Consider the following 12,309-nt stretch of genomic DNA (forward strand, 5'->3'; position numbering starts at 1 on the left):
GCAGCGGGCCGGGCCAGGCGCCGGGGCAGGACATACTCGCGGAGTCCTCCAGGCAGCAAAGGCCCTCCATGGATTCACGCCCAGGCTCTCCTCGGCGCTGGCTGCCGCCCGAAGGCAGCTGGCGCTACCACCTGCTGCTGGCCACCGCCGGCATGCTGGTGCTGGAGCCGTTGGCAGGCATCACCGCGGGCTACGGCGCGGCGGGGCGACATGGCGCCAACTACATCCAGACCGGTGCCGCATCGGTCGCCAGCATGGGCGGCATGGCCGTGCTGCTGCAGGCCATGGTGTGGATGGGGCTGCCGGCGCCGCCGGCCTGGCAGATGGCGCTGTACCTGGGCTGCATCGGCATGTTCGGCGTAGGCGTGGGCATGCTGTGCACGCCGATGCTGGTCGACCGCATGCGGCTGCCCTTCCCCTCGGGCCTGGCCGTGGCCAACATCCTGCGGGCGCTGACCGACCCCGTGCTGCTGCGGCGATCGGTGCGGCTGCTGGGCGGCGGCATCGCCACCGGGCTGGCGGCGGGGCTGGGCGCGGCCCGCCTGCCGCTGCTGGGCGCGCTGGAGTTCTCGGCCTCGACATTCGGCGCGGGGCTGGTGGTGGGCGCGCGCATCGGCATTCCCGCCGCCATCGGCGGGCTGATCGGCGTGGCCCTGCAGCCCTGGTTCGTTTCCATCGGCTGGCTGCAGCCCGGCGACCCGCCGCGCAGGATCATGTACCTGCTGGCACTCGGCGCCATCATGGGCGCGGCAGTGGTCGACTTGGCCCTGGTCTTCGCGCAGGCCCTGCCGCGGGCGCGGCGGCAGGCTGCAGACGACGACGATGCGCCACGGCCGGCCGCCGGCGACTGGCGGCGCATCGACGCCACGCGGCTCGTGCTGTGGGTCGTCTTCTGGGCGGCCGCCACGATGGCCTGCGGGCATTGGCTGCTGGGGCAACCGGTGTTCTTTCTGGCGATCGCGGTGGCGCTGGTCTTCGTGTTCTCGCTGGTCAACGGCATCTCGGTCGGCGTCAGCGATTCGAACCCGATCTCCTCGGCCTTCGTCGTGACGGTGGTCATCCTCGCCGCGCTGGGCCTGCGCGAAGCCGGCGTGGGGCTGATGGCCGGCGCCGTGCTGCTGGTGGCCACCAGCGTGGCCTGCGACATGCAGCAAGACCGCTCCACCGGCCGGCGACTGGGCACGCCGCGCGTGGTGCAGTTTCGCTACCAGGTGCTGGGCATCGTCATCGGCGCCGTACTCGCGGTGGTGTTCGCGCGGCTCTTCATGGCGGCCTACCCGGTGCTGTTGCAGGACCAGACCCTGCTGAAGGCGGGCCAGCAGCCGGCCGAATGGAGCTCGGCGATGACCTACAAGTTCGTCGGCGTGCTGCGCAGCCTGACCGAGCCCGAGCCGCACCAGCGCACGGCCATCGGCGTGGGCATCGCCTTCGGCCTGGTGCTCGCGCTGCTGCGCAAGTGGCTGCGGCCGCGCAGCTTCGTGCTCGACGCGGTGGTGCTGCCTTCGCCCTACGCGCTGTCCTTCGGCGGCTTCGTCAACCTGCCGAGCGCGCTGTGGCTGGGCGCGGGCGGCGTGGCCGGCACGCTGTGGGCGTCGCGCGCCCCACGGCGCCGCGACGTGCCGGAGGACATGAGCAGCGCCTCGCTGTTCGGCGGCGGCTTGATCGCGGGCGACGCGCTGGCGGCCGTGGGAATCGGCGTCGCGAGCCTGCTGGCTGTGCTGACGTAGTATCGTCGCCGCCAAAACAAAACGGCGAAGCCGCGCGGACCCGGCCATCGATGGTGGCCACGTCGTTGAAACCTCCGCATGCGATGCTGCCGCCCCGAGAAGGAGAACCTGCATGACACCCGACCAGCCCGAACAGCCGCCTCGCAAGCGACGCCGCAGGCGGCGCACCATCTCGGGCGACTACCGGCCGTACCGCTCCCCGCGCGCGCGTGCGCTGGCGCGGTTCAAGGGCATGGCGATCTTCCTCGCGGCGCTGGTCATCGTCGGTGGCGGACTGTTCCTTTTCCTGGCGGACGTACCCGAGCCCGACGTGGTCGCCGCCGAAGCACCGGCCACGGCCCGCCCCAAGCCCCGTGAGCGCACGGCCGCGCTGCCGCCGCTCAACCTGCCAGCCGACGAGGCACCGCACGGTTCGGCGATGGAATGGTGGTACTACAGCGGCATCCTCGACGCCAACGCGGGCCAGCGCTTCGGCTTCCACATGGTCGTGTTCGTCGCCAACGGCCTGGTCAAGCACACCGTCATGCATGCGGCGCTAACCGATCTGCAATCGGGCAAGCGCTACGTCAGCCAGACCCGCACCGCGGGCAGCCCGATGACGAGCATTCCCAACGGTTTCGATTTTCGGCAGGACGGCTGGCAGGCCACTGCGTCCGCGTCCGCCCATGCGCTGCGCGCCACCTTCGACCAGGCCGCCGTCACGCTGACGCTGAACAACGGCGGCCCGCTGGTCGCGCACCGCGCGCCAGGCTCCGAAACGCCGGGCCTGCTCGACTTCGGCAGCAGCGGCATCAGCTACTACTACTCGCGCCCACGTTTGCCGACGCGCGGCGAGATCGTGATCGGCGGCAAGCCCACGCCGGTGCGCGGCGAGGTGTGGTTCGACCACCAGTGGGGCGAGTTCGACGTGCTGTCGTTGGGCTGGAACTGGTTCGCGCTGCAGCTGGCCGACGGATCGGACCTGATGCTCTACGAACTGTTCGACAAGAACGGCCGCAGCGTCGTGACCGCAGGCACCATTTCCGACGCCAAGGGCTCGCAGCCGCTCGAACAGGGCCAGGCCGAGCTGGTGCCGGGCGCGCGCTGGACCAGCCCGAAGACGAACATCACCTACGTCGTCGAATGGAACATCAAGCTGCCGACGGGCGTGCTTCACGTGAAGCCCTATCTGCCCGACAGCGAATTCGATTCGGGCGGAACGACCGCGAACGTGTACTGGGAAGGCCCGGTGAAGGTCAGCGGCAGCCGAGAAGGGCGGGGCTTCCTGGAGCTCAGCGGCTACGACCGGCTGGGGCTCAAGCCGACGAAGAGCCCCTGAGCCCCTGAGCCCCTGAGCCCTGAGCCGCGGTGCGCGGTGCGCTCGGTGTTTGTCGTCGCCTCGCCGTTCGTTCGCCCTATCTCCCGCAGCGTAGGTCAATGCCTCGCCTGCCACGCGGTGTTGTCCTACAAATTCGGCCATCGACGCGGCGGATGACCCTGTGCGCAGCCGAGACTGCCGGCCGACTCAAGGGGACATCATGCGTGGTACTTGCCGACTCGATGGGTGGGTGACGACCTGGGCCCGCGCGGGCTGCCTGGCGGCCCTGGCCGCACTTGCAGGCTGCGGTGGTGGCGGCGGGCATGGTGGCGGTGGCGGCGTGATCCTGCCGCCGCCCGGCCAGACCCGCCTGAGCTGCGACGACTCGATCAAGACCGGCTTCAAGCCCGATGCGAACACGAGCGTGCTGCTGGTCAAGTCCTTCAAGACCGGCGACCCGCTGCTGCTGACGGGCACGCCGACCGGCACCACGCCGACGGCCAGCACCGACGTCTGCGTGGTCAAGCTACTGGTGGGCCCGGGCAACGCGGGGCCGGCCGATGCACCGTCCACCTCGCCCGGCATCGGCATCGAGATCTGGCTGCCCGGCGAGGCCAAGTGGAATGGCCGCATTCACGTGAAAGGCGGCGGCGGCTGGGCCGGCGGCGTGCATACCTCCTTGACCGCGCTCGCGGGCCTCACGGGTGGCAGCTCGGGCGCACCGGCAGACACCGCGATGGTCGAAGGCGCCGTCTCGGCCAGCACCGACACCGGCCATGCGAACACCACCAACGGCGGCTCCTTCGCGATGAAGCCCGACGGCACGGTGAACGCAGCGCTGTGGAACGACTTCGCACAGCGCGGCATCCACGAGATGGCCGTCAAGACCAAGGCGCTGACCGCGGCCTTCTACGGCAAGGCGGCGTCGCGCAGCTACTGGAACGGCTTCTCCACGGGCGGGCGGCAGGGCCACATGGAGGCCCAGGCGAACCCAGGCGATTTCGACGGCATCCTGGCCGGCGCACCGGCGATCAACTGGACGAAGTTCATCACGTCGGAGCTGTACCCGCAGATCGTCTACCAGCGCGACCTGGGCGGGGTGCCGCTCAGCGCGGCGCAGCTCACGCTGGTCGGCAACGCGGCGATCAACGCCTGCGACGTGGTGAACGGCCAGCACCTGGGGTACATCCCCGACCCGTCTCAGTGCCGCTACGACCCGCAGCTCGACGCGAGCGTGCTGTGCTCCGCCAGCGGCGGCACGGGCCCCGCCGGCAGCTGCGTGACGGCGGCGCAGGCGCTGGCGATCAACAAGATCTGGTACGGCCAGACCAGCGACGGCAGCGTGCCATCGCCGGCCAACGATAACGGCTTCGCGACCTCGCCGGCCACCGCGTCCAACCAGCGCTGGTACGGGCTGACGCGCGGCACCAACCTGCAGGGCTTGGCTGGCCCCACGCCCTTCACCATTTCGAGCGACATGGTGGCGCTCGAACTGCAAGACCCGACCTGGGCCACGCCCACCTTCATCAATGCGACGGGCAATGGTGCGAACCGGTGGCAGCAGCTCAGCTATGCGCAGCTGTCGAATGCCTTCGACCAGGGCATCGCGCTGCAGGCGGCCTTCGCCAACATCAACACGGACGACCCGAACATCGACGGATTCGTGGCGCGCGGCGGCAAGATGCTCGTGTACCACGGCCTGTCGGACACGCTGATTCCGCCGCAGGGCACGATCAACTACTACACGCGGCTCGCGGCGCGCGCGGGCGGCGATTCGGTGGCGCGCAATTTCTACCGCCTGTTTTTGGTGCCTGCGATGGCGCACGGCTTCAGCAACGGCACCACCAACGCGGCTGCGAATCCGCCACTGCCAACTAATGCACAGTTGTACCTGGCGCTGACCTTGTGGGTGGAGAACGGCAACTCGCCCGAGCGCATCGACATTTCTGCGCCAGCGAGCGGCAACTCACCGGCCAGCTCACGCCCCATCTGCATGTACCCGACCAAGGCCACGCTGACGGGCGGCGACCCGCGGCTCGCGGCCTCATACACCTGTTCGTGAAATACGCCGCACCCGTGCGGTGCGGCCTTGGCCTTACCCGGTGGGGCCATCAGCCTATGCCGGATGTTTTGTTGCGCTCGACGGCGACAAATGCCACAGTCTCATGGACTTCCGCAGCGGGCATCTCGCTTTTTCTCGCATGAATTGCGCGACGATGCATGCACACCGCAACGCGAACACTGTCATGCACAAGACCACCACCGCCCAACCGATCATCGCCATCCCGACCGAGCGCCCCGTGAGCAAGCGTGCTCCGAGCCATCGTGCGCCGAAGCTGATGTTCCGGGCTGCCGACGAACGCCGCCCCTTCAAGCGCGGCGACCTGGCACTGCATGCGGGTTCGATCGTGGTGGTGTGCCTCTCCGAGCGCGATGCCGAAGGCGCCGAACTGCCGGTTCGCACGACGCAAGGCGTGGACCGCAACGCACGCGTGAAGAGCCTGCAATTGCTGGCCGGCGTGGACACGCAGGAATTCGGCCCCGGCTACCACGACCTGCTGCGCTTCATCGCCGAAGCCGGCGCGCACTGAAAGCCCGCCGACGCAGGCTTCTGCCAACTTGATCACACACGCCAGGCCTTGCGCCTGGCGTTTTTGTTTGTGAAGCCAGGCCTTGCGCCTGACTTTTTCATTGGTGAAGCTCAGTCCGCCTTGATGTCGGCGGCCTTGATCACCTTCGACCACTTGGCGAGTTCCTGGTCCACGAACTTGGCCATGGTCGGCGAATCCATCGACACCGCAAAAGCGCCCTGCTCGTCCACCTTCTTGCGGAAGGCTTCGCTCTCGACGATCTTGCCGATCTCCTTGCTGAGGCGCGCCACCACGTCGGGCGGCGTCTTCGCCGGCGCGAACACGGCGAACCACGAATCCACCTCGTAGCCCGGCAGGCCGGCCTCGGCCGAGGTCGGCACGTTCGGCATCGACGGATGGCGCTGCGTGCCCGTGTATGCCAGCGCCTTGAGCTTGCCGCTCGCGACGTGGCCGATCACCGAAGGCGGCGTGGTGATGAACATGTCGACGTTGCCCGCGATCAGGTCGTTGATGGCCGGGCCCGAGCCCTTGTAGGGCACGTGCGTCATCGGCTGCTTGACCTGGCGCGACAGCAGCTCGCCCGCGATGTGCTGCATCGACCCGTTGCCCGATGACGCGTAGTTGAGGCCGCCGTCACCCTTCTTCTTGCCGTACTCGATGAGCTCCTTCATCGAATTGACCGGCAGCTTGCCGCTGACCGCCACCACGTGCGGTGCGCGCATCACCATCGCCACCGGCACGAAGTCCTTGGTGGGGTTCCACTTGATCTCCTTGAACATCGCCGGGTTGCCGACGTGGTAGCCCGAGTACTGCATCAGCAGCGTGTAGCCGTCGGGCGCGGCGCGGGCCACGGCCTCGGTGCCGATGTTGCCGCTGGCGCCGGGCTTGTTGTCGATGACCACCGGCTGGCCCAGCGCACGCGCCAGCGGGTCGCCGACGAGCCTGGCCATGATGTCGGTGGAACCGGCCGGCGCGGTCGGCACGATGAAGGTGATCGGCTTCGAAGGCCAGGTGTCGGCATGGGCGGCAGCGGCGGCGCAGGCGAGTGCCGCGCCAGCCGCGAACAGGCGGGTGGTGCATCGGATCATGGTTGTCTCCTTGGGTGGGTTGTTGCTCTTTCTCGTGCGCCGCGCCGTCAGGCCGCGGTTTCCGAGATCTCGATCAGGTTCAGGTCAGGGTCGCGCACGTACACCGAGCGGATGCGCGAGACGGCACCGGTGCGCATCACCGGGCCTTCGAGGATGGGCACCCGGTGCTCGGCCAGTCGCGCGATCACGTCTTCCAGCGGCACGCTGGCGATGAAGCACAGGTCCAGCGCGCCGGGCATGGGCACGTGCGCCTTGGGCTCGAACTCGTGGCCCTTCACGTGAAGGTTGATTTTTTGCTGACCGAAGCGAAAGGCCTTGCGGCCTTCACCGAAGGTCTCGAGCGACATGCCCAGCACGTCGACGTAGAAGCGCACGCAGGCTTCTTCGTTCGCAGTGGTGAGCACCAGGTGGTCGAGGTGATCGATCATGCGCGCAGCTCCTTGATGCCGGGCCGGCGCGCGTGCGCACGCTCGGCGATTTGTTCGAAGTCGGCCGGCGGCGCGTGCCGACGCAGACGATGGCCCGCACGCGAGACCTGGCTCGGCAGCGGGTGCTCCACCAGCCGCTCCAGTTCGACGGCGGCATCCAACAGGCCCGCGAGGTCCATGCCGGTTTCGTAGCCCATGCACTGCAGCATGTGGACCACGTCCTCGGTCGCCACGTTGCCCGAGGCGCCGGGCGCATAAGGGCAGCCGCCGATGCCGCCGAGCGACATGTCGAGCCGGCGGATGCCGGCCTCGATGGCCGCCACCGTGTTGACCAGGCCCATGGCGCGCGTGTTGTGGAAATGCGCGGTGAAGTCCAGCGCCGGAAAACGCGCGAGCGCCGCCGCGCAGATGTCCTGCACCTGCGTGGGGTACGCCATGCCCGTGGTGTCGCACAGCGTGATGCCGGCGACGCCGAGTTCGGCGAAGCGCTCGGTCCAGCCCAGCACCACGTCTTGCGGCACCTCGCCTTCCATCGGGCAGCCGAACACGCATGACAGCGAGACGTTGACCGGCACCTTCGCCTGCCGTGCGAGCGCGATCACCTCGGCCAACTGCGCGAAGGACTGCTCGCGCGTCATGCGCAGGTTGGACAGGTTGTGCGTCTCGCTGGTCGACATGACGATGTTGAATTCGTCGATGCGGCTGTCGAGTGCGCGCTCGCCGCCGCGCAGGTTGGGCACCAGTGCGGTGTAGACCACGCCGGGACTGCGCGCGATGCGGTGCATGACTTCTTCGCCGTCGCGCAGCGCCGGGATCGCCTTGGGCGATGTGAACGAGGTCACCTCGATCTTCGCGTAGCCGAGCCCGCTCAGGCGATCGACCAACGCGATCTTGTCGTCGGTGGGAACGAAGCGGCTTTCCATCTGAAAACCGTCGCGGGTGGCGACTTCGTTGATGAAGAGGCGCGTGCCTTGGCCGGCGTTCATCACGCTGCTCCTTGCGGCGCGGAACGCGCAGGCCAGCCGGCACCGCCCAGTGCTTCGGTGTGTTCGCCGAGGCGCGGCGCCGGATGCGCGATGCGGCCCGGCGTGGCGCTGAGCTTGGGCACGATGCCCGGCACCTTGAGCATGCGGCCGTCGGAGGTGCGCGCCTCCACGATCATTTCGCGGGCCAGGTACTGCGGATCGGTCGCGATGTCTTCCACCGTGTAGATGCGGCCGACCGGCACGCCCGCCGCATCGAGCGCGGCCAGCACTTCGTCGCGGCCGCGCTGCGAAGTCCACGCCTCGATGGCGGAATCGAGACGCTCCACGTTCGCCACACGGCCGTCGTTGTGACGCAGCGCCGGGTCTTCTTCGAGGTCGGGCCTGCCGATGGCGCGCATCAGGCGGCGGAAGATGCTGTCGCCATTGCCGGCGACGAGCACGTAGTGGCCGTCGCTGCAGCGGTAGGCATTGGTGGGCGCGATGCCCGGCAGCGCGCTGCCGGCCCGCTCGCGCACCGCATTGAAGGCGTCGTACTCGGGCAGCAGGCTTTCCATGACGTTGAAGACCGACTCATAGAGCGCCACGTCGATGAACTGGCCCTCGCCGCCATGGGCCGCGCGGTGGTAGAGCGCCATCATCACGCCGATGACGCCGTGCAGCGCCGACAAGGTGTCGCCCAGCGAGACGCCCACGCGCACCGGCACGCGACCCGGCTCGCCGCTCAGGTAGCGCAGCCCGCCCATCGATTCGCCGAGCACGCCGAAGCCGGGTTTGTCGCGGTAGGGGCCGGTCTGGCCGTAGCCCGAGATGCGCAGCATGATCAGCTTGGGGTTGAGCGCGTGCAGCGCCTCCCAGCCCAGGCCCCAGCCTTCGAGCGTGCCGGGCTTGAAGTTCTCGATCAGCACGTCGGCTTCCATGGCCAGGGCGCGCGCGGCTTCCTGCCCCTCGGCGCTGCGCAGGTCCAGGCACACCGAGCGCTTGTTGCGCGACTGCACTTCCCACCACACCGAAGTACCGTCGCGCAGCATGCGCCACTTGCGCAACGGGTCGCCCACCTCAGCGGGCTCGATCTTGATCACGTCGGCGCCGAACTCGGCCAGCGTCTTGCCGGCGAATGGGCCGGCGATGAGTTGCCCGAGTTCGAGGACCCTGAGGCCTTCCAGTGCGTTCATGGTGATGCGTTGTCTCTGGTCGTTGTCGATGGGTGGACTGTAGAAAGATCGGGCCCGAAGCGGAATTGCTCAGCCGTCAGCAGGGCTTCGCAAAACGCGAAGGCCCTGCCTAGAATCGCGCGCATGGCACGCAGCAGCATCAACCCGGCCCGCGTCGACTTCGTCACCCTGCGCCTGTTCTGCGCGGTGGCGCAGTCGGGCAGCATCACCAAGGGTGCCGAGGCCTGCCACCTGGCGCTGTCAGCCGCGAGCCGGCGGCTGTCGGATTTCGAGGCGACCGCCGGTTCCAAGCTGCTCGAGCGCAGCGCCCAGGGCATCGCCCTCACGCCGGCCGGCCACGTCGCCATGCAGCATGCGATGCGCCTGTTCCAGGGCTTCGAGCAGTTCAGCAACGAATTGGGCGACTACGCCAGCGGCATCCGGGGCCACGTGCGGCTGTGGGCCAATATGTCGGCGCTGACCGAGTTCCTGCCCGCGGCACTGGCCTCGTTCCTGGCGCAACATCCGGACATCCGCGTCGAGGTCGAAGAGCAGTTGAGCGGCGACATCGTGCGTGCGCTGGTCGACGGCCTCGCCGACATCGGCGTGTTCGCCGAGAACACCCCCGCCTACGGCCTGGACGTGAAGACCTTCCAGACCGACGAACTGGTGGTGCTGTGCCCGCGCCAGCATCCCTTGGCCCGATCGAAGCGCGTGAGCTTCAAGACATGCCTCGCCTACGAGTTCGTCGGCCTCAACCGCAGCAGCTCACTGCTGGAACTGACGTCGCGCGCCGCCGAGCAGGCCGGCGTGCCGATGCGCCTGCGCGTGCAGGTGCGCAGCTTCGACGCCATGTGCCACATGATCGCCGCCGGCCTGGGCATCGGCGTGGTGCCGCTGGCCGCGTGCTCAGCGCAAGTGAGCGTGCTCGGCTTGAAGGTGCTGCGGCTCAGTGATGCGTGGGCCGAGCGTCGCTTGTTGATGGCGGCGCAGGCGGGCGGGCAGCTGTCGCCGGCGGCGGGGTTGTTGATGAAGCACCTGGAGGGGTCGGGGCCTGCGGTGGCTGGGAGCATAGATGGATCGGGGCGGAGGAAGTCGACGAGAGGCATTTGATGCGCGGCACCGTGGGGGTTGTGCACGTTATTCGGGTCGATCCACGCGAACCGGCGGCATGCCGCAAGTTGCCTATATGTACTCACCTACTCACAAATCTAGAAAGACGACCTCGACGGGATTGCGATCAGGATCGGTCAGGAAGCGAATATAGGTTTCCACGGCAAGCTTGTACTGACTGAAGGTGACTTCGCCGCCGTCACCTTGATCGTAAAGGCCTTCGAAACGGACCTCGTCGAGACTAATGAATGTGTACCACGCGTTCCCTCCCAACTTTTCAGCCGCGGATAGGCCACTCTCGACCAGATGCAAGGCCTTAAGGGTAGATGCCCCAGACCCTTCGACGGTCTGAATATCCGACCTGATTTCTTCGCACATCATCTGAAAGCGAGGAACACATTTTCTGCCCCCCGGTACCTGCGCGACTTCTCCAGGCCCAGTCACTTCGATCCAATTGCTTTGCCAACGCACGTTGGGATCGGCGTCGGAAACCATTTCAACCATCGAGACCCGAAGTTTGTTGTTCATGGTTTTGCGAGCGGGTAGAAAGTAATACGCGTTGCTTCACGGTCGCTCCGGACGTGATGCGCGCGGCCCCGTCAGCCGCCAACTCTGCGTGATACCCGGTCGCCCTGCCTCTCGCATTGATCTCCCCGCTCAGCACATGCGCCACATCAAAGTTGTTGTCAGCAAGACGCTCCTGTCCGTGTTGGCCGCATAGAACGCATCCATGCTGGTGCCGGGCCGGATCTTCGCGCGTATTTCCAGGATCGTTGTAAAGCAGCGCATCGGCCCGGTTGAGGATCGCACCGTCTATCCCCGCCAACGGTGCATCACACGGTCGCTCAATTTCAACGCAAATGGATTCAGCAAACACTGCTGCAGTTGCGGCGTGAATGAGCACAACAGAGCCAGATATATCAGATTGAATTTTTTCCTTTAATATCATTTTCATTTCAATCGAAAAATAATTCGAAACATGAGAGGCATTATCAAAAACCAAAGTGCAGCTGCCAGATGAATAAAGAGGCGCGTCGGCGTATGCAGTACATGTCCAAGGCCAGGAAGCACAAAACACAGCAAAAGCACTTGGCTTGTCAAAAAAGATGCAATCATTGGCCGCACAGCTCCGCGGAGGCTCACAGCAAAGCCAAGTGGCACTCCCACGCAGGCAATCACAATGCCAGACAGAACTAACGATTCGAAGTAATGCATTGGCAATAGCTGCTGTAGTCTTTAATTAACTTTGCAGACCCGTCTATTATTCTACGGGCCAAGTCTTGCGGCGGAGTCATATCGCCCTTGATGTGCTCTAGGTCTACTTTGCCGTCGTAGATATGTAGATCTGCATGACCTTCCGCAAAGCCATCTTGATAAAGATGAAGGAGACCTGCGAGCCCGGCAATGGATTTCATGTTCCAAAGCTTTTGCTTATAGTCCTCGATTCGTTGCACGCACAACTCTCTGGGTGAGCCTTGAGCACACATAGCATGCATATGTGAATGTGCCACATCTTGTGCGTCGAAAGTAATTCCGTTGGTGCCGACATGTGGGCCTTGAAAGTCGACAAGAACAACTGCGGCACTTAGCAGGTCACTTTCCAACATCGATAGACCTGCAAATCGACTTGCGCGCCAAGAAAGACTTTTATGAACATTGGCAAGATAGTTGTTGGCGGTCGCATTGCTGGCAGCGGCCGCGGCAAGGTAGACGGTACGCTCGTCTCCACCTGCAACCGCTGCAGCGAGGCCACCAATCAGCCGCGATGCTTCGATGGTCTCCAAGTTGCGGCTCAGATCGCCGGTCGGATTGAAGTACTGAGCCGCGAGATGCCCGGCAACTGCACCGATGGCGCCCGGCGCGCAGCCATCGCTGGTGCCTGCCCGTCCCGCACCGACGGCGCAGCCGGCCATGGCGTGCGCCATCTC

General features: G+C 66.4%; 12 protein-coding genes. 5 read left to right on the top strand and 7 right to left on the bottom strand.

All coding sequences use genetic code 11. From position 1 onward, the window contains the following. Nucleotides 1–68: 68 nt before the first annotated feature. The 4 genes from B0W80_RS17040 (at nucleotide 69) to B0W80_RS17055 (ending at nucleotide 5,615) form a co-directional block, all read left to right on the top strand. The gene (locus B0W80_RS17040) at nucleotides 69–1,727 is read left to right on the top strand and encodes an OPT/YSL family transporter (protein WP_077000348.1); all 1,659 of its coding nucleotides are present in this window, start codon (nucleotides 69–71) and stop codon (nucleotides 1,725–1,727) included. Nucleotides 1,728–1,839: 112 nt separating this feature from the next. Next, nucleotides 1,840–3,045 carry a lipocalin family protein gene (locus tag B0W80_RS17045; protein ID WP_077000349.1) on the top strand — a complete coding sequence of 402 codons (1,206 nt, stop codon included), beginning with the start codon at nucleotides 1,840–1,842 and terminating at the stop codon, nucleotides 3,043–3,045. A gap of 229 nt (nucleotides 3,046–3,274) precedes the next feature. Continuing rightward, a complete protein-coding gene (locus B0W80_RS17050; RefSeq protein WP_077000350.1) occupies nucleotides 3,275–5,086 on the top strand; it encodes a tannase/feruloyl esterase family alpha/beta hydrolase in 1,812 nt (603 codons plus the stop codon). Nucleotides 5,087–5,270: 184 nt separating this feature from the next. Beyond that, nucleotides 5,271–5,615, top strand: coding sequence for a hypothetical protein (locus tag B0W80_RS17055; RefSeq protein WP_143684663.1), 345 nt, complete (start codon nucleotides 5,271–5,273; stop codon nucleotides 5,613–5,615). A 110-nt stretch (nucleotides 5,616–5,725) separates the two neighbouring features. Here the strand turns inward: B0W80_RS17055 and B0W80_RS17060 are convergent, their stop codons facing one another. Genes B0W80_RS17060 through B0W80_RS17075 form a run of 4 tightly spaced genes read right to left on the bottom strand, consistent with a single transcriptional unit; the run spans nucleotide 5,726 to nucleotide 9,289 of the window. After that, the gene (locus tag B0W80_RS17060) at nucleotides 5,726–6,703 is read right to left on the bottom strand and encodes a tripartite tricarboxylate transporter substrate binding protein (protein WP_143684664.1); all 978 of its coding nucleotides are present in this window, start codon (nucleotides 6,701–6,703) and stop codon (nucleotides 5,726–5,728) included. A gap of 47 nt (nucleotides 6,704–6,750) precedes the next feature. Next, nucleotides 6,751–7,131 carry a VOC family protein gene (locus tag B0W80_RS17065; protein WP_077000352.1) on the bottom strand — a complete coding sequence of 127 codons (381 nt, stop codon included), beginning with the start codon at nucleotides 7,129–7,131 and terminating at the stop codon, nucleotides 6,751–6,753. Next, nucleotides 7,128–8,117 carry a hydroxymethylglutaryl-CoA lyase gene (locus B0W80_RS17070; protein ID WP_077000353.1) on the bottom strand — a complete coding sequence of 330 codons (990 nt, stop codon included), beginning with the start codon at nucleotides 8,115–8,117 and terminating at the stop codon, nucleotides 7,128–7,130. The genes B0W80_RS17065 and B0W80_RS17070 overlap by 4 nt, the downstream gene beginning before the upstream one ends. Then, nucleotides 8,117–9,289 (bottom strand): CaiB/BaiF CoA-transferase family protein, encoded by a 1,173-nt coding sequence (locus tag B0W80_RS17075; protein WP_077000354.1) that lies wholly within the window; start codon nucleotides 9,287–9,289, stop codon nucleotides 8,117–8,119. Before B0W80_RS17075 ends, B0W80_RS17070 begins: the two co-directional genes overlap by 1 nt. Nucleotides 9,290–9,412: 123 nt before the next feature. Here B0W80_RS17075 and B0W80_RS17080 point away from each other — a divergent pair, with 123 nt between their 5' ends. Beyond that, nucleotides 9,413–10,381, top strand: a complete 969-nt coding sequence (locus tag B0W80_RS17080) for a LysR family transcriptional regulator (protein ID WP_077000355.1) — start codon at nucleotides 9,413–9,415, stop codon at nucleotides 10,379–10,381. Nucleotides 10,382–10,471: 90 nt separating this feature from the next. Here the strand turns inward: B0W80_RS17080 and B0W80_RS17085 are convergent, their stop codons facing one another. The 3 genes from B0W80_RS17085 to B0W80_RS17090 all read right to left on the bottom strand — a co-directional run. Beyond that, nucleotides 10,472–10,909, bottom strand: a complete 438-nt coding sequence (locus B0W80_RS17085; RefSeq protein WP_143684665.1) for a hypothetical protein — start codon at nucleotides 10,907–10,909, stop codon at nucleotides 10,472–10,474. Then, entirely contained in the window at nucleotides 10,878–11,384 is a 507-nt protein-coding gene (locus B0W80_RS34990) for a hypothetical protein (protein WP_143684666.1), read from the bottom strand. Before B0W80_RS34990 ends, B0W80_RS17085 begins: the two co-directional genes overlap by 32 nt. 190 nt (nucleotides 11,385–11,574) lie before the next feature. Beyond that, nucleotides 11,575–12,309 (bottom strand): VENN motif pre-toxin domain-containing protein (locus B0W80_RS17090; protein WP_218668914.1); only part of this gene is annotated, 735 nt, incomplete at its 5' end.

The organism is Variovorax sp. KK3 (assembly GCF_001984055.1).
Lineage (GTDB): Bacteria > Pseudomonadota > Gammaproteobacteria > Burkholderiales > Burkholderiaceae_C > Variovorax.